We start from the raw sequence: 17,148 nt of genomic DNA, 5'->3' as shown, positions 1-17,148 counted from the left end.
ATGTACGAACTCTTCAAGAACCTCGGCGACTGGCTGGTCGGCAGCGAACAGTGGACCGGGCCCGACGGCATCGGTCACCGCCTCGCCGAACACCTGCAGTACTCGCTGCTCGCCACCCTCGTGGCGACCGCGATCGCGCTGCCGCTGGGCCTGCTGATCGGCCACACCGGCCGGGGCGCGTTCCTCGCCATCAACCTCGCGTCCTTCGGGCGCGCCCTGCCGACCGTCGGCCTGGTCGTGCTCGTCTTCCTCGCCAGCGGGCTGTCGATGTGGCCGGTGTACGTGGCGCTGGTCGCGCTCGCGGTGCCGTCGATCGTGACCAACACGTACGCGGGGATGACGGCCGTCGATCCGGACGTGAAGGACGCGGCGCGGGGGCAGGGGATGCGCTGGCACCAGGTCCTCTTCCAGGTCGAGCTGCCGCTCGCGCTGCCGCTGATCATGACGGGGCTGCGGCTGGCACTGATCCAGGTGGTGGCCACGGCGACGATCGCTGCGTACGTGTCGTTCGGGGGGCTGGGGCGGTACGTGTTCGACGGGCTCGCCCAGCGGGATCTTGTGCAGGTGCTGGGTGGGGCCGTTCTTGTCGCCCTTGTGGCCGTCGTGCTCGATCTCGCGCTGAGTGGGGTGCAGCGGTTGTTGTTCCGGCACCGGCCTGCGTAGGGCGTTGCCTCTGGCTGCCTTTTGGCTGCCGCCGGCCGTCGTACTGGATCTGCGGGTCCGTCGTGGCTGGTCGCGCCGTTCCCCGCGCCCCTGAAGGGCTGGGGGCTCCGCCCCCTCGCCCCCGTTGCGCAGTTCCCCGCGCCCCCAAAGACCAAAACCTCAAGGGCAACCCATGCCTCTAGGAGCTTCCCCATGAACCGACGCACCCTTCTCGGTGGGCTTTTCGCCGCCGCATCCGTTCCCGTTCTTGCCGCCTGTGGCAGTGGGATCACGTCCCTCGACGGTGACGGGGGTGGTGGCGGTGGGGGCGGGTCCAGCAAGGACGGGATCACCATCGGGACCGCCAACTTCACCGAGAACCAGGTGCTCGGCTACCTCTACGCGGCCGTGCTGGAGGCCGCCGGTGTGAAGACGAAGGTCCGCCCGAACCTCGGCACCCGCGAGATCCTCATCCCCGCGCTCAAGGGCGGCGACATCGACCTGCTCCCCGAGTACCAGGGCGCCCTCCTGCACTACCTCTCCCCCAAATCCAGGGCCACGGAGGAGGGCGAGATGCAGAACGCCCTCGCGACGGCCCTGCCCGCCGGGCTCCAGGTGCTGCCGTACGGCAGGGCCGAGGACTCGGACGCGTTCGTCGTCACCCGGGAGACCGCCGACACGTACGGCCTGTCCTCCCTCGCCGACCTGAAGAAGCAGAACGGCAAGCTCGTCATCGGCGCCGCGCCCGAGGTGAAGAAGCGCGAAGTGGGCGTGGTGGGCCTGAAGAGCCGCTACGGGGTCGAGTTCAAGGAGTTCAAGTCCCTGGACTCCTCGGGACCGCTGGTGAAGGGCGCCCTGAAGAAGGGCGACGTGGACGTGGCGAACCTCTTCACCACCGACACCGACATCGTGGCCAACGACTGGGTCGTCCTCACGGACCCGGAGAACCTGATCCCCGGTCAGCACATCGTCCCCCTGGTCGCCGACCGCAGGGCCGACTCGACGGTCCGCAAGGCCCTGGCCGAACTCGGCAACGTCCTCACCACGGCCGATCTGACCGAGCTGAACCGCAAGGTCGACAAGGACAAGAAGGACCCGGAGGACGTGGCGAACGCGTACGCGAAGGACAAGGGGCTGACCGACTAGAGCCGGTGGCGGGGACGGTGGGGGCGGGCCCAGCGCGGACAGGGGGGCTAACCCCCGTGCCAAGCCGGCGCCGGCTCCCTACCGTGGAACGCATGACCGGAATGGAAGCCCGCGACGCCGAACTCAAGAAGGAACTCGACGCCACCTTGCACGCACGCAAGGAACTGGGCGCCGAATACGAGTCCGCGCTGGTCGACTCGTTCCTGGAGAAGGTCGAACAGCGCCTGGACGGCGCGGTCGACCGCCGGGTGCGTCGCCAGCTCGCGGAACAGCAGATGGTGGTGGCCCGGGACGCGCGTTCCCCGCAGGGGTCCTCGGACTCCTGGGGCGAGCGCTTCGGATTCGGGATCGTCTCCCTCGTCCTCGCGGTCCCCCTGTCCGCCATCGGCGGCGGCGTCGCCCATCTGCCCGGCCTACTGGTCGCCTGGGCGGGCATCGTCGGCGTCAACGTGGTCCAGGCCGCGCGCTTCTCACCGAATTTCTTCGGGCGGCGCAGGGCCAAGGCGGACTCGGACTGGGACGGGTGACGGACGGACACGGGGAGAGGGACGACACGGGGAACAGCGCGACACGAGCAGCACGAGCAGCAGAGGGGCAGGGGAACGCCGAAGGGCCCGGTACCTGAACAGGTACCGGGCCCTTCGTGAAGCTTGCGCGGGGGCCGCCGCACCCCCGTTGCCGGGGGGCGGGACGACGGCGGTCCCCGCGAGGGACGCGAGCCGGGTCAGGGCCGAGCTGCGCGTCCGTGGCGTCCATGGAGGTCCGGGAGCCGCTCCGGAGGTCCTTGGCGCCGTTTTGGTGCCGGCCGGGGCGGGGAGCCGCTCCCGCCCTTGCCGACATCCACCAATGTGCCGTACCCGTGTTAAGCGAGTGCTGCGTGGACGTGACGCGCTCGTACCACTTCCACGAAGTTCCGCCGTGACCGCTCACACCGGAAGTCCCGCTCCCGCGTGCGCGGTTCACCGGAGGTTCTACTGCCGGCCACCCTTGGCGAGGAAAGACAGCAGGTCCTGCCGGCTGACGACCCCGGTGGGCTTGCCCTCCACCAGGACGATCGCGGCGTCGGCCGCGCCGAGCACGGTCATCAGGTCGCCCACCGGCTCGCCGGAGCCGACCTGCGGCAGCGGCGCCGACATGTGCTTCTCCAGCGGGTCGGTGAGGGAGGCCCGCTGGGTGAACAGCGCGTCGAGCAGTTCCCGTTCGACGACGGAGCCCACGACCTCGGCGGCCATCACGTCCGGGTGTCCGGCGCCCGGCTTCACGATCGGCATCTGCGAGACGCCGTACTCGCGCAGCACCTCGATCGCCTCGCCGACCGTCTCGTCGGGGTGCATGTGGACGAGCTGCGGGATCGCCCCGTGCACCTTGTCGCTGAGGACGTCGGCGACGCGGGCGCTGGGACCCTCGTCCTCCAGGAAGCCGTAGTCGGCCATCCACTCGTCGTTGAAGATCTTGCTGAGGTAGCCGCGCCCGCTGTCCGGCAGCAGGACGACCACGACATCGTCGGGGCCGAGCCTTTCAGCCACCCGCAGCGCGGCCACGACGGCCATGCCGCAGGAGCCGCCGACGAGCAGGCCCTCCTCCTTGGCGAGGCGCCGGGTCATCTGGAAGGAGTCCTTGTCGGACACGGCGACGATCTCGTCGGCGACGGTCCGGTCGTACGCGGTCGGCCAGAAGTCCTCGCCGACACCCTCGACGAGATACGGGCGCCCGGAGCCGCCGGAGTAGACCGACCCCTCCGGGTCGGCGCCGACGACCTGGACCTTGCCGTCGCTGGCGTCCTTCAGATAGCGGCCGGTGCCGGAGATGGTGCCGCCGGTGCCCACGCCCGTGACGAAGTGGGTGATCCGCCCCTCCGTCTGCGTCCACAGCTCAGGGCCGGTGGAGTGATAGTGCGAGGCGGGATTGTCGGCGTTCGAGTACTGGTCGGGCTTCCAGGCTCCGGGCGTCTCCCGCACCAGCCGGTCGGAGACGTTGTAGTACGAGTCGGGGTGCTCGGGGTCGACCGCGGTCGGGCAGACGACGACCTCGGCCCCGTACGCGCGCAGCACGTTGATCTTGTCGGTGCTCACCTTGTCGGGGCACACGAAGATGCACTTGTAGCCCTTCGTCTGGGCCACGATGGCAAGGCCCACACCCGTGTTGCCGCTGGTCGGCTCGACGATCGTGCCGCCCGGCTGCAGCGCGCCGCTCTTCTCCGCGGCCTCGATCATGCGCAGGGCGATGCGGTCCTTCACGGAGCCGCCGGGGTTGAAGTACTCGACCTTCGCGAGGACGGTCGCCTGGATGCCGGCGGTCACGCTGTTGAGCCTCACCAGCGGGGTGTTGCCGACGAGACTGATCATCGAGTCGTGGAATTGCACCGTTGTCTCCGGAGCTGAAAAAGAAATGGTCGGGATGGTTCCGTCAGCCTAAGCCCCTCCTGGGCGTTCACACCGCGTTGAGATTGACCGACGGTCTGTACGGGGCAAGGAGTGGGTGTACGGCTAAGAGGAGGTGGCGGCTTCGCATGTCGAGCTTGTCGAGGGCGAGGGTGGCACGGCGGATCGCGGCGGGCGCGGCGTACGGCGGCGGCGGGATCGGGCTGCTGGGCGCGGCGACGGTCGGAGTGGTGCTGGCCGAGGTGCAGCTGGCGAAACGGCAGGTGGGGCACGGGCGCAGTCCGCACCCACCGAGCGCGGACGGCCTGTACGGGTACGCGTACGCCGGCGGGGAGGAACCGCTGCGCCTGACGATGCTCGGTGACTCGACCGCCGCGGGGCAGGGAGTGCACCGGGCCCGGCAGACACCGGGCGCACTGCTGGCGTCCGGCCTCGCGGCGGTGGCGGAACGGCCGGTGCGACTGCGGAACGTGGCCCTGCCCGGCGCCCAGTCCGACGACCTGGACCGCCAGGTCCGGCTGGTCCTCTCGGATCCGGACGGGCTGCCCGAGGTGTGCGTGATCATGGTCGGCGCGAACGACGTGACGCACCGGATGCCGGCGACCCGGTCGGTCCGTCACCTGTCGGCCGCGGTACGCCGACTGCGTACGGCCGGTGCGGAGGTGATCGTCGGCACCTGTCCCGACCTGGGCACGATCGAGCCGGTCCACCGGCCGCTGCGGTGGTTCGCACGGCGGGCCTCGCGTCAGCTGGCGGCGGCGCAGACGATCGGCACGGTCGAGCAGGGCGGGCGGACGGTGTCGCTGGGCGACCTGCTCGGACCGGAGTTCGCGGAGAATCCGCGCGAGCTGTTCGGACCCGACAGCTACCACCCCTCGGCGGAGGGGTACGCGACGGCGGCGATGGCCGTGCTGCCGACGGTGTGCGCGGCGCTGGGGCTGTGGCCGGCGGAGGAGGAACGTCCTGACGTGTCCCGCCGGGAGGGGTTCCTTCCCGTGGCGCGGGCGGCCGCGGAGGCGGCGTCGGAGCCGGGTACGGAGGTGGCCGCGGCCATGCCGACGGGGCCGCGCGGTCCCTGGGCGCTCCTCAAGCGCCGCCGCCGCCGACGCGTCCCGGCGTCCGACCCGGCCCCGACGTCCCCCTGACCCTCACCGCCTCGGGGGCTCCGCCCCCGAACCCCCGTTGCGCAGTTCCCCGCGCCCCTGGGGTGCCTGGGGTCGCCGCCCCCGCGACGAAGGGCCGGGGCGCAGCCCCGCTCTTCAGGGGCGCGGGGAACTGCGCGGCCCGCCCCCACCGGACCCGCAGCCGAATCCGGGGGTCCGGGGGCGCAGCCCCCCGGGGCTGGGACGGGCAGCGAGGAAAAAGCAAGCGCTTGGAAAGTGCGGCCGGAGTCACACCGTGACACCCGTGACCTCACCCGTACGGACGGGTAGCTTCCCAACCAGGTCCGCCCATCCCCCCGCGACGCCAATGGAGCCGTAGATGCCCGAAGCCGTGATCGTCTCGACCGCCCGCTCCCCCATCGGCCGCGCATTCAAGGGCTCCCTCAAGGACCTGCGCCCCGACGACCTCACCGCCACCATCATCCAGGCGGCCCTCGCGAAGGTCCCGGAGCTCGATCCGAAGGACATCGAGGACCTGATGCTCGGCTGCGGCCTCCCCGGCGGCGAGCAGGGCAACAACCTCGGCCGCATCGTGGCCGTGCAGATGGGCATGGACCACCTCCCCGGCTGCACGATCACCCGTTACTGTTCCTCCTCGCTCCAGACGACCCGCATGGCCCTGCACGCCATCAAGGCGGGCGAGGGCGACGTCTTCATCTCGGCGGGCGTCGAGCTGGTGTCGCGCTTCACGAAGGGCAACTCCGACAGCCTCCCGGACACCCACAACCCGCTCTTCGCGGACGCGGAGGCCCGCACCGCCGAGGTCGCCGCGAGCGAGGGCGCGTCCTGGCACGACCCGCGCGAGGACGGCCTCGTCCCGGACGCGTACATCGCGATGGGCCAGACCGCGGAGAACCTCGCCCGGATCAAGGGCGTCACCCGCCAGGACATGGACGAGTTCGGTGTCCGCTCGCAGAACCTCGCCGAGGAAGCCATCAAGAACGGCTTCTGGGAGCGCGAGATCACCCCGGTGACCACCCCTGACGGCACGGTCGTGAGCAAGGACGACGGCCCCCGCGCCGGCGTCACGCTGGACGGCGTCGCGGGTCTCAAGCCCGTCTTCCGCCCCGACGGCCTGGTCACGGCGGCCAACTGCTGCCCGCTGAACGACGGCGCCGCCGCCCTCGTGATCATGTCGGACACGAAGGCCCGCGAGCTGGGCCTGACCCCGCTGGCCCGGATCGTCTCGACCGGCGTCACCGGCCTCTCCCCCGAGATCATGGGCCTCGGCCCGGTGGAGGCGTCGAAGCAGGCCCTCTCCCGCGCCGGCCTGACCGTCGACGACATCGACCTGTTCGAGATCAACGAGGCGTTCGCCGCCCAGGTGATCCCGTCGTACCGCGACCTGGAGATCCCGCTGGAGAAGCTGAACGTGAACGGCGGCGCGATCGCGGTCGGCCACCCCTTCGGCATGACCGGCGCCCGTATCACCGGCACGCTCATCAATTCCCTCCAGTTCCACGACAAGCAGTTCGGCCTGGAGACGATGTGCGTGGGCGGCGGCCAGGGCATGGCGATGGTCATCGAGCGCCTGAGCTGACGCGCAAGCACGCTCGCGGTAACCGCAGTTGAACGCAGGGTGAACGAAACGACCCCGGATCCCGCACCCGCCGGGACTCTGGGTCGTTTTGTGATCGAATCTCCCCCAGGATGTGACCTAACTCCCTTCGGGGAGGGATTTATGCAGCTCAGGGCTGGTCCGCAAGTAAACGTCAGGGCTAAAGTCCTGTCCCTTTCGTGACGTTGTGCACTGACAGCTGGTTAGTCCACCCTTCAAGCTGATGTAGGAAGTCGGGGGTCGACTTTGAACCGGGAGTACGTCAGTGAGCACCACGTTTCTCGCTCTGCTGCTCGCCACAGCCACCACCACGGCCGTGGGCGTCGCCGTTCTGCGCACCCTGCTGGCCCTGCGCCAGCAGGTGGCGGCCCTGCACACCGAACTCGCCAGAAGCCGCTCCGCGGCCCTCAGCGGCCTCGTACCGGCCGCCCGGGGAGCCGCCGACGCGGAGGAGATACGCGCCGCCGTGGCCGAGGCCCTCGCCGAGGAGCGCGAGCGTGAGCTCGCCGAGGCGCGCGCCTTCTGGGCCGCCCAGGAGGCCCGTGACGCAGGTGACGCGCCGACGCTGCTGGGCCTGCCCGACAGCGAGCTGTTCCTGCCGCGCCAGTCGGACTTCATCGGCCTCGAACACCTGGAGCCGGTGACCGAACCGGCCGCCGACGCCGACGAGTTCTCCGGCGACTCCGCCGAGCTGGCCGCGGCCCGCCGCCGCCACCCCTCGCACCCGGACTTCGTCCCGGTCCAGTCGCCGATGGTGAACGACCACGAACGCACGGTGTCCTGCCTCGAGGAACTGGCCGACTCCCGTACGGAGCTGGCGGACGTCCGCCCCGGCCCCCTCGGCACGCTCGACGTGTACGTCTTCGCCGACGGCACCACCCTCTGCATGACGCCGGGCCACCGTGAGACCGCCGAACGCCTCGCGGAGTCCCTGCGCACCGGTCACCCGCCGGTCCTGCTCGGCGGCTCGGGCGTCTCGGGCGCCTACGCGCTCACCTTCGAGTGCGGCCAGGAGAACGTCTACGTGCTCGCGGACCGCGTCATAGCGTCGCTGTAACCCTGCGTGCGGCCCTCCGCACCATCGCTCGCGCCGGACGCCCGTCCGCCGCGTCAGACACCCGCCCTCTTCTGTGCCTCCTCCACGAGCACCAGCGCCTCCGCCAGTTCCGCCTCGGTCCTCAGGACGAGCGCGAGGTCGTGCACGGCCACCGTGATCTGGTCCGCCGACGCGAACATGCCCGCGTCCGGCATCTCTCGGGGAGCCTGCCCGGGGTCCTCGAGCCGCTGGGCGCGCAGCGCCAACTCCCTGGCCAGGCCCAGCGCCTCGGCGGCGGCCCCCCGTTGCAGCCGGCTCTGCGGCGCGGCCCGCAGCCGGTCGGCGAAGTGGTCCACGGCACGGGTCAGCGGCGTCGTATCAAGCACGTCGCGAGACTACGCGTCGCAACCGGACTGTTGCCAACGACCGAACCCTCAGGCACGGTGGCGTGAAGGACCGGCTTACATCCCCTTTGCGTCCGGAGGCGCCGATGTCCCAAGTCTTCTCCGCGGAGACCCATCGCAATCTGCTCGCCCGCATCCCCCACTGCACCGGTCGTGAGATCTCCGACTGGCTGCGCACCGTCGACGAAGGCCCCGCACTCCACCGCTTCGAGGAGAAGGTCAGCTGGCTGCGTGCCGAGCACGACCTCGCGTACGGCCACGCCAAGGCGATCATCCACGAGTACGACCTGAGGAGGGCCGCGCGCAACCTGCGCTGAGCGCGCCCTCGCTGCTCCGGCACCGAAAAAGAACGAAGGGCCCCGCGAACCGAGGTTCGCGGGGCCCTTCGTCGTGTCCTCAGGACAAGGGACGCGGGTCGTCCCTCAAGGGGCGCGGGGAACTGCGCGCCCGGCCACACACGACCCGCAGATCGTCACCGTGCCGCCGTGCTCCCCGTCACTGCGAAGAGCTAGTCGTTGCCGCTGAAGATCGCGACCAGCCGCAGCATCTCCAGGTAGATCCAGACGAGACTCATGGTCAGACCGAACGCGGCGAGCCAGGACTCGTCACGCGGCGCGCCGTAGGCGATACCGTCCTCGATCTGCTTGAAGTCGAGCGTCAGGAAGAACGCACCCAGGACGATCGCCAGGATGCCGACGATCGCGCCGAGCGGGCCCATGCTGCGCAGCCCGCCGTCGTCGGCGACACCGAAGACGACCAGCAGCAGGTTGACCGCCATGACCAGCACGAAGGCGATCGCGATGGCCATACCGATGCGCGCGTACCTCGCGGTGACGCGGATCCAGCCCGCCTTGTAGATCAGCAGGGTGGCGCCGGACACGGCCAGCGTGCCGAGCACCGCCTGGAAGGGCGCGCCGGACCACCGGCTGTTGTACATCTCGCTGATCACGCCGAGGAACACGCCCTCGAACGCGGCGTACGCCAGGATCAGCGGGGGTGAGGCCTTGCGCTTGAAGGCCTGGACCAGCGCGAAGACCATCGCGATGAGCGCCGAGCCGATGGCCAGGCCGAAGCTGGTCGACGTGACCGGCAGCAGGACCCAGGCGAGAACGGCACCGACGGTGACGGTACCGAGAGTCAGGGCCGTCCGCGCGACGACGTCGTCCATCGTCATGCGGCCGGCGGCGGGCGGGGCCTGCGGCGGTGCGCCGTGCTGCAGGTCCTGCTGTGCGTACGGGTTCTGAGCGTAAGGATTCTGCGCGTACGGGTTGCCGCTCTGCGAGGCGCCGGGGGCACCCTGTGCGTACGGGTTCCCCTGCGTACCGACAGCGGGGCCCCCGGCCTGCGGCGCCGCGTTGAAGCCCGCGTAGCCGTTGTCGCGGCTGAACCCCCGTCGCGAGAAGACCGGGTTGCTGCTCCTCATTTCACTCCTCCATGGCCACCTTGCGCGGCCTTGGCTCAAGAGTAATGGGTAGGCAAAAGAATGCATCCAGTGCCTGAGAGGATCTTTCCCCTCTTGTGACCGGGAACACCGGGTCTCACCCCGGCATTCCCCGCACCCCTATAACGCCGGTGCGTACTGATCCGGTTCCCCCGCCGGTGGCCGTTCACTCCAGGGCGAAGCCCGTGTAGCCCTCGGCGAGGTCCTGCTCGGCGGCGCGCGCGGAGGCGAGCCGTTCCAGCCGGGCCAGCTGGATCCGGTCCTCGAAGGGCGTCGCCCCGGGCGGGCGGTGCAGCAGCGTCGTCATCTCGTACGAGAACCGCTCGGCCTGCCACACCCGCCGCAGGCAGGTCTGCGAATAGGCGTCGAGCAGTGCGTCCGATCCGGTCTCCTCGCGGTGGGCCAGCGCCCGCGCGAAGGTCACCACGTCACCGACAGCGAGGTTCAGGCCCTTGGCGCCGGTCGGCGGCACGATGTGGGCGGCGTCCCCGGCCAGGAAGAGCCGCCCGTGGCGCATCGGTTCATGGACATGGCTGCGCATGGGGGTGACGGACTTGGCGGTGACGGGCCCCCGCGCCAGCCGCCAGTCGTCGTCCGTCTCGAAGCGGCGCTCCAGCTCGTCCCAGATCTCCTCGTCGCTCCACGACTCGGCGTCCGTGCCCTCCGGCACCTGGAGGTAGAGCCGGGAGACGACGGGCGAGCGCATGGAGAGCAGGGCGAAACCGCGGTCGTGCCGGGCGTAGACGAGCTCGTCGTGCGACGGGGGCACGTCGGCGAGGATCCCCAGCCACCCGAAGGGGTACGTCCGCTCGAAGACCTGGGTGAGCTCCTCGGGGATCGCCTTGCGGGCCACGCCCCAGAAGCCGTCGCACCCGACGACGTACGCGCACTCGAGGACGTCCTCACGCCCCTCGTGCCGGAAGCGCACCCGGGGGCTGTCGGTGCCGGCCCCCTCCACGGCCAGCGCCTCCGCCTCGAAGAGCAGCGGGCCGCCCTCCTTGAGCTGCAGCGCGATGAGGTCCTTGCACACCTCGGTCTGGGCGTAGACCATCACGGACCGGCCGCCGGTGAGTGCGGGGAAGTCGATCCGGTGGCGCCTGCGCGCGAACCGCAGCTCGATGCCGTCGTGGCGCAGCCCCTCACGGTCCATACGGGCGCCGGCGCCCGCGGCCCGCAGCACGTCCACCGTTCCCTGCTCCAGGATTCCGGCGCGCTGGCGCTGCTCCACGTAACCGCGGTCGCGGCTCTCCAGTACCACGGAGTCGATCCCCGCGTTGTGCAGCAGCCTCGCCAGCAGCAGGCCGGCCGGTCCGGCCCCGATGATCCCGACGGTGGTACGCATCGACACGCCCCTTCGCGCTCCGACGACTCCCGTGAGCGCCGTCAGCGTAGTGCGCCGCCGCCCGCCATCGTGAGCCATTGTTCGCTGGGTGAAGTTTTATTCACCACTATCGTTCACGTGAGTCTCCGACGGGCGCAACCCGCTGTCAACGGTCGAGTGGTGAAGTCTTCAATGAAGGATGCACCCTTCGCCGGAATACGCCGAGAAGGGCGGGGAAGGGCGAGGAAGGGTGAAAGTGTCGGTGGTGCCCGGAACCGGACTTGAACCGGTACGCCCGTTAAGGGCAGCGAGGTTTAAGCTCGCCGTGTCTGCATTCCACCATCCGGGCAGGCCATGGACTCCGCTTCGAGTGTCCCGAGCCTATCGGGACAGATCCCCCGAACAGCGGTGGGGCGACCCGATGTTGTCTTATTTTATTGGCGTCTGAGGGTGCATCAGCCCACGGTATGCGCCATCCGCACATGCCACGTGCCTTTCGACCTACGCGGGACGCCGCCCGGGGAATGACGTGATTTCACCGCCCGAACGAGCGGAACCTGACGAACCGTCGCCATTTTGCTCCCGCGTCGCTCCCGGCCCGCTCCCGGGTTCGTCCCACGTCCCTCTCGCGTCCGTCTCGGGGGCGGGTGTCATCCCCAGGTATGACCCGGGGCCCCGGGGTCCGTCCCCAGGCCCCCCTCGGAACCGGAACAGGGGGTGACTACATGGCGGCCGTCGGCGCCGACGATGGAACGGTCGTCCACTCGTCGTCGTACCGACAAGGAGCACCCTTCCGTGACCACCACTCCCCTCGCCGAACGGTCCACCGCGGTGGCCGCCCGCGCCACGGAACTGTCGAAGGTCTACGGACAGGGGGAGACCCAGGTGGTCGCTCTGGACCGGGTCTCCGTCGACTTCCGGCAGGCCGAGTTCACCGCGATCATGGGTCCCTCCGGCTCCGGCAAGTCCACGCTGATGCACTGCGTGGCGGGGCTGGACAGTTTCTCCTCCGGCTCGGTCCGCATCGGTGAGACCGAACTGGGCTCCCTCAAGGACAAGCAGCTGACGAAGTTGCGCCGGGACAAGATCGGCTTCATCTTCCAGGCGTTCAACCTGCTGCCGACCCTGACCGCGCTGGAGAACATCACGCTCCCGATGGACATCGCCGGCCGCAAGCCGGACAAGGAGTGGCTGCACAAGGTGATCGAGATGATCGGTCTGGCCGACCGGCTCTCGCACCGCCCGTCCGAACTGTCCGGCGGGCAGCAGCAGCGGGTGGCGGTGGCGCGTGCGCTGGCGTCCCGCCCGGACATCATCTTCGGCGACGAGCCGACCGGGAACCTGGACTCGCGCGCGGGTGCGGAGGTACTGGGCTTCCTGCGCAACTCCGTGCGGGAGCTGGGGCAGACGGTCGTGATGGTCACCCATGACCCGGTGGCGGCGGCGTACGCGGACCGGGTGATCTTCCTCGCCGACGGGCGTGTGGTGGACGAGGTGCACGCGCCCACGGCTGACGCGGTGCTGGACCGGATGAAGCGCTTCGACGCGAAGGGCCGCACCAGTTGACTGGGGCGCCCCCTGTAGACCCCGTGCCTGAGGTCGTCGTTCACCCGCGCGCCGGTGGGGGCGGGCCGCGCAGTTCCCCGCGCCCCTGAAGGGGCCCGCCCCACCGGCCTGCGTTGAGGGGCGCGGGGAACGGCGCAATCTCTTGCCTTTAGGGGCGCGGGGAACTGCGCGACAAGCCCCCACCGGCCCGCACCCGACACACCGCCCCAGCCCGCTACTTCCAGGGGCGCGGGGAACTGCGCAACAGGGCCCACCGGCCCGCACCCGACACGCCAACCCGGCCGGCAGCCAACACCGCCCGCCCATCCATCCCACCTGGACTGAGAAGACATGCTCCGTACCGCCCTGCGCAACGTGCTAGCGCACAAGGCCAGGCTCCTGATGACCGTGCTCGCCGTGATGCTGGGCGTGGCGTTCGTCTCCGGCACCCTGGTCTTCACCAACACCATCTCGGACGCGTACCAGAAGAGTTCGGCGAAGGGCTTCGACCAGGTCGACGTGGCCGTCGAGCCGGACTACCCGGACGACGGGAGCGACGACCTCGGCAAGGAGCCGGAGCTGTCCCAGGCGCTGCTGGACAAGGCCGCCGAGGCCCCCGGCGCCGCGTCCGCGATAGGCGTGGTCACCGGCTTCACCGCCATCGCCGACAAGGACGGCAAGCTCATCGGCGGCGGCTTCCAGTCGCAGGGCGGCAACTACTGGGGCGACAAGGACCCCCGCTACCCCCTGAAGAGCGGCAAGGCCCCGTCCGGCAAGGACGAGGTGGCCATCGACGCCGAGACGGCGAAGCGCGCCGGCTACAAGGTCGGCGACACCGTACGGCTCTCGGTGGACGGCCCGGTCCTCACCCCCACCGTCACCGCGATCTTCACCACGGACGACGGCAACGTCGCCGCCGGCGGCAGCCTCGCCCTCTTCGACACGGCCACCGCGCAGCAGCTCTTCCACAAGACCGGCGCGTACGGCGAGATCGACGTGAAGGCGGCCCCGGGCACCAGCCAGGCCGCGCTTCAGGCGAGCCTCGAAAAGGTCCTCCCGCAGGACCTCACCTCCACCACGACGGGCCAGAAGCTCGCCGACGACCAGGCCGAGATGATCGCGGCCGAGATGAGCGGCCTCAAGACGGGCCTGCTGGTCTTCGCCGGCATCGCGCTGTTCGTCGGCACGTTCATCATCGCCAACACCTTCACCATGCTGGTCGCCCAGCGCACCAAGGAACTGGCGCTGCTGCGCGCGGTGGGCGCCTCCCGCAAGCAGGTCACGCGCTCGGTGCTCCTCGAAGCCTTCCTGGTCGGCACGGTCGCCGCCGTCACGGGCCTGCTGGCCGGTATCGGCATCGGCGCGGGCCTGCGTGGTCTCATGGGCCTGCTGGACGCCACGGTCCCGGCCGGACCCCTGGTCATCACCCCGGGGACGATCGGTACGTCGTTCGCCGTCGGCATCCTGATCACGATGCTGGCCGCCTGGCTGCCGGGCCGCCGCGCCGCGCGGATCCCGCCGGTCGCGGCGATGAGCAGCGTGCACGCCACGGCGACCACCAAGTCGCTGGTGCTGCGCAACACCCTCGGCGCCCTGGTCGCGGCGGCGGGCGTCACCGTCGTCCTGTACGCCACGACGATGAACGGCACGGACGGCCAGGCCCCGATGGGCCTGGGCGCGGTGCTGCTGATCATCGGTGTCTTCATCCTCACGCCGCTCCTCTCCCGCCCGCTGATCGCGGGCGCGGCCCCGGTCCTGCGGATCTTCGGCGTCTCGGGCAAGCTGGCCCGCCAGAACTCCGTACGCAACCCGCGCCGCACCGCCGCCACCGCCTCGGCCCTGATGATCGGGCTGACCCTCATCACCGGTATGACGGTGATGGCGGGCAGCCTGCAGAAGGGCATCGACAAGATGGCCACGTCCGCGCTGAAGGCGGACTACGTGGTCTCGATGGCGAACTTCAACGACCTCTCGCCGGACGTCGAGAAGAAGCTCGCGAGGACCGACGGCGTCACCACCATCAGCGCCCTGCGCAACGCGCCCGCGCGCGTCGACGGCGACACCGAGTACGTGACCGGTGTGAAGGGCTCCGCGATCGGCGACCTGACCGATCTGAAGGTCGACAACGGCTCCTTCAAGGTCAGCAGGACCCAGGCGGTCGTGGACGACGACACGGCGAAGGACCACGGCTGGAAGGCCGGTTCGACGTTCTCGGTCTCGTACGAGGACGGCAAGAAGCAGCAGCTGACGGTCGCCGGTGTCTACGAGGGCAACCAGATGATCCGGGGCATCATGGTCGACATCGCGACCCTCGCCCCGAACCAGGCGAACCCCGGCGACGCGCAGGTCATGCTGAAGACCTCCGGCGGCACGTCCGACGCGACCAAGGACAAGCTGGAGAAGGCGCTCGGCAACAACCCGGCCGTCAAGGTCCAGGACAAGCAGGACGTCTCCAACGAGATCGCGCAGATGTTCACGCTGATGCTGAACATGCTCTACGGCCTGCTCGCGATGGCCGTCCTCGTCGCCGTCCTCGGCGTGATCAACACCCTGGCGATGTCCGTCTTCGAGCGTTCGCAGGAGATCGGCATGCTCCGCGCGATCGGCCTCGACCGCAAGGGCATCAAGCGGATGGTCCGTCTGGAGTCCCTGGTCATCTCCCTCTTCGGCGGAGTGCTCGGCGTGGGCCTGGGCGTGTTCTTCGGCTGGGCCGCCGGTGAACTGGCGGGCGCCAAGATGCCGACGTACGAGCTGGTGCTGCCCTGGGACCGGATGGCGGTCTTCCTGCTCCTCGCCGCCGTGGTCGGCGTCCTGGCCGCGCTCTGGCCGGCCCGGCGGGCGGCCCGCCTGAACATGCTGTCGGCGATCAAGGCCGAATAGTCACCGCGCGGCACACCGCACGACGCACCGCACGATGCGCCACGCGACGCGGGTGGGCCCCGTTCCGACACCATGGAACGGGGCCCACCGGCATGAACGGACCGCTCAGTTCCAGGTACGCGCCCGCAGCGGCATGCCCGACGCGCCGGAGCCCGGCGTCCGTACCGCCAGCACCTGGTTGACGCCGATGCGGTTGCGTTCGAAGGCGAGCGCCGAGGCGGCCATGTAGAGGCGCCAGACGCGGGCCCGGCCGGGGCTGGTGAGCTTGACGGCCCGCGGCCAGTCCGCCTCCAGGTTGGCCACCCAGTGGCGCAGGGTGAGCGCGTAGTGCTCCCGGATCGACTCGACGTCACGCACCTCGAACCCGGCACCCTCCAGCTGGGTCACGGTCTCGCCGATCGGCGCGAGCTCCCCGTCGGGGAAGACGTACGCGTCGATGAACTCGTCGATCTCGTACGCCGCTTCGTCGCGCCACGGCCGGCGCCCGATCTGGTGGTTCAGCAGCCGTCCGCCGGGCTTGAGGAGGGCGAACAGATCCTGCGCGTACTCCAGATAGCGTTCGCTGCCGACGTGTTCGGCCATCCCGATGGAGGAAATGGCGTCGTACGGCCCGTCCACGACGTCCCGGTAGTCCTGGACGCGGATCTCGACCCGGTCGGTGAGCCCCTCCTCCGCGACGCGCTTACGGGCGTACGCGGCCTGCTCCTGGGAGAGCGTCACGCCGACGACGCTCACGCCGTACTCACGGGCCGCGTGGATGGCCATCGAGCCCCAGCCGCAGCCGACGTCGAGCAGTCGCATGCCCGGCTTCAGTTCCAGCTTGCGGGCGATGAGCCCGAGCTTGTCGCGCTGGGCGTCCTCCAGAGTGCCGTCCGGGGTCTCCCAGTAGGCGCACGAGTAGACCATGGACGGCCCGAGGACGATCTCGTAGAAGTCGTTGCCGACGTCGTAGTGGTGGCTGATCGCCCGCCGGTCGCTGCGCTTGGTGTGCAGATGGGAGAGCTGGGACCGTCTGCGCACCTCCTCGCGGGGCGGTGCGGGCGGCAGGGGCGAGCCCGCCATCCGGACGAGCCCGCGCACGGCGGACCGTACGTCGGGGTCCCGCAGGGACTGGGCCAGGGTCCTGGCGTCCTCCCCGCGCTCCCAGACCATCTCGGCCACCGCGTCCAGTACGGCGTAGAGGTCGCCGTCCACCGTGAGGTCACCGGCGACCCAGGCCCTCGCCAGGCCCAATTCCCCCGGCTTCCACAGGAGTCGGCGCAGCGCCCGCCGGTTCCGTACGACGAGCACGGGCGTGCCCGGCGGTCCCGCTTCCGAACCGTCCCAGGCACGAATCCGCACCGGGAGCGGGGCTCCCAGCAGCTGTTCCATCAGCGCCTTGAGCCGAAGCGCCGCGTCCTGCATGACGCACACCTCCGTGACGAGGAATTCCACAAACTCCAACACCACGTAAACACCAACGGGGCCGGAGCGCAGTCCCGCGAAAGCGTCATGTTCGAGCAAAATACATGCAGACACCACGTACTAACCGGGTGGTGTCCGGGCCCCTGGGGGCTGCGCCCCCAGACCCCCGTCGCGCTGACGCGCTCGTCCTCAAGCGCCGGACGGGCTGGTTTTCCAGCCCGTCCCTC

General features: G+C 70.2%; 14 protein-coding genes and 1 tRNA gene. 9 read left to right on the top strand and 6 right to left on the bottom strand.

Annotation, left to right across the window (positions count from 1 at the left end):
* The 3 genes from ACFVH5_RS28355 to ACFVH5_RS28345 all read left to right on the top strand — a co-directional run bounded on the left by ACFVH5_RS28355 (nucleotide 1) and on the right by ACFVH5_RS28345 (nucleotide 2,315).
* Complete coding sequence (locus tag ACFVH5_RS28355) at nucleotides 1-663, top strand: ABC transporter permease (protein WP_385836569.1); 663 nt, start codon at nucleotides 1-3, stop codon at nucleotides 661-663.
* 192 nt (nucleotides 664-855) lie between these two features.
* Nucleotides 856-1,788: an ABC transporter substrate-binding protein gene (locus ACFVH5_RS28350; RefSeq protein ID WP_385836568.1), complete on the top strand. Its 933-nt coding sequence runs from the start codon at nucleotides 856-858 to the stop codon at nucleotides 1,786-1,788.
* A gap of 92 nt (nucleotides 1,789-1,880) precedes the next feature.
* Nucleotides 1,881-2,315, top strand: a complete 435-nt coding sequence (locus ACFVH5_RS28345; RefSeq protein ID WP_384810536.1) for a hypothetical protein — start codon at nucleotides 1,881-1,883, stop codon at nucleotides 2,313-2,315.
* Nucleotides 2,316-2,759: 444 nt separating this feature from the next.
* Here the strand turns inward: ACFVH5_RS28345 and ACFVH5_RS28340 are convergent, their stop codons facing one another.
* The gene (locus ACFVH5_RS28340) at nucleotides 2,760-4,151 is read right to left on the bottom strand and encodes a cystathionine beta-synthase (RefSeq protein ID WP_384810533.1); all 1,392 of its coding nucleotides are present in this window, start codon (nucleotides 4,149-4,151) and stop codon (nucleotides 2,760-2,762) included.
* 146 nt (nucleotides 4,152-4,297) lie between these two features.
* Between ACFVH5_RS28340 and ACFVH5_RS28335 the strand changes: the two genes are divergently transcribed.
* From ACFVH5_RS28335 to ACFVH5_RS28325, 3 genes are all read left to right on the top strand, one after another.
* Nucleotides 4,298-5,314, top strand: coding sequence for an SGNH/GDSL hydrolase family protein (locus ACFVH5_RS28335; RefSeq protein ID WP_385836566.1), 1,017 nt, complete (start codon nucleotides 4,298-4,300; stop codon nucleotides 5,312-5,314).
* 337 nt (nucleotides 5,315-5,651) lie between these two features.
* Entirely contained in the window at nucleotides 5,652-6,872 is a 1,221-nt protein-coding gene (locus tag ACFVH5_RS28330) for an acetyl-CoA C-acetyltransferase (protein ID WP_107015654.1), read from the top strand.
* A gap of 283 nt (nucleotides 6,873-7,155) precedes the next feature.
* Nucleotides 7,156-7,947: a hypothetical protein gene (locus tag ACFVH5_RS28325; protein ID WP_385836565.1), complete on the top strand. Its 792-nt coding sequence runs from the start codon at nucleotides 7,156-7,158 to the stop codon at nucleotides 7,945-7,947.
* 53 nt (nucleotides 7,948-8,000) lie between these two features.
* Here ACFVH5_RS28325 and ACFVH5_RS28320 read toward each other — a convergent pair whose 3' ends face one another.
* Nucleotides 8,001-8,312 carry a hypothetical protein gene (locus ACFVH5_RS28320; protein ID WP_079103859.1) on the bottom strand — a complete coding sequence of 104 codons (312 nt, stop codon included), beginning with the start codon at nucleotides 8,310-8,312 and terminating at the stop codon, nucleotides 8,001-8,003.
* A 104-nt stretch (nucleotides 8,313-8,416) separates the two neighbouring features.
* Here ACFVH5_RS28320 and ACFVH5_RS28315 point away from each other — a divergent pair, with 104 nt between their 5' ends.
* The gene (locus tag ACFVH5_RS28315; protein WP_107015651.1) at nucleotides 8,417-8,647 is read left to right on the top strand and encodes a DUF4287 domain-containing protein; all 231 of its coding nucleotides are present in this window, start codon (nucleotides 8,417-8,419) and stop codon (nucleotides 8,645-8,647) included.
* Nucleotides 8,648-8,838: 191 nt separating this feature from the next.
* On the opposite strand, the gene ACFVH5_RS28310 is transcribed toward ACFVH5_RS28315, so the two are convergent.
* The 3 genes from ACFVH5_RS28310 to ACFVH5_RS28300 all read right to left on the bottom strand — a co-directional run bounded on the left by ACFVH5_RS28310 (nucleotide 8,839) and on the right by ACFVH5_RS28300 (nucleotide 11,441).
* Nucleotides 8,839-9,753, bottom strand: coding sequence for a Bax inhibitor-1/YccA family protein (locus ACFVH5_RS28310; RefSeq protein WP_385836564.1), 915 nt, complete (start codon nucleotides 9,751-9,753; stop codon nucleotides 8,839-8,841).
* A gap of 184 nt (nucleotides 9,754-9,937) precedes the next feature.
* Nucleotides 9,938-11,113: a 4-hydroxybenzoate 3-monooxygenase gene (locus ACFVH5_RS28305; RefSeq protein ID WP_385836563.1), complete on the bottom strand. Its 1,176-nt coding sequence runs from the start codon at nucleotides 11,111-11,113 to the stop codon at nucleotides 9,938-9,940.
* A gap of 242 nt (nucleotides 11,114-11,355) precedes the next feature.
* Nucleotides 11,356-11,441, bottom strand: a tRNA-Leu gene (locus tag ACFVH5_RS28300).
* 446 nt (nucleotides 11,442-11,887) lie between these two features.
* Here ACFVH5_RS28300 and ACFVH5_RS28295 point away from each other — a divergent pair.
* Together ACFVH5_RS28295 and ACFVH5_RS28290 are read left to right on the top strand one after the other, a co-directional pair.
* The gene (locus ACFVH5_RS28295; protein WP_107015649.1) at nucleotides 11,888-12,658 is read left to right on the top strand and encodes an ABC transporter ATP-binding protein; all 771 of its coding nucleotides are present in this window, start codon (nucleotides 11,888-11,890) and stop codon (nucleotides 12,656-12,658) included.
* A 330-nt stretch (nucleotides 12,659-12,988) separates the two neighbouring features.
* On the top strand, nucleotides 12,989-15,517 hold the full coding sequence (locus tag ACFVH5_RS28290) for an ABC transporter permease (protein ID WP_385836562.1): 2,529 nt from the start codon (nucleotides 12,989-12,991) through the stop codon (nucleotides 15,515-15,517).
* 105 nt (nucleotides 15,518-15,622) lie between these two features.
* On the opposite strand, the gene ACFVH5_RS28285 is transcribed toward ACFVH5_RS28290, so the two are convergent.
* Nucleotides 15,623-16,921 (bottom strand): class I SAM-dependent methyltransferase, encoded by a 1,299-nt coding sequence (locus ACFVH5_RS28285; RefSeq protein ID WP_385836589.1) that lies wholly within the window; start codon nucleotides 16,919-16,921, stop codon nucleotides 15,623-15,625.
* Nucleotides 16,922-17,148 lie beyond the last annotated feature (227 nt).

This window comes from Streptomyces sp. NPDC127119 (assembly GCF_042677425.1).
Lineage (GTDB): Bacteria > Actinomycetota > Actinomycetes > Streptomycetales > Streptomycetaceae > Streptomyces.
Note: the sequence above shows the minus strand (reverse complement) of the source record. Positions and strands in the feature narration are given on the sequence as shown.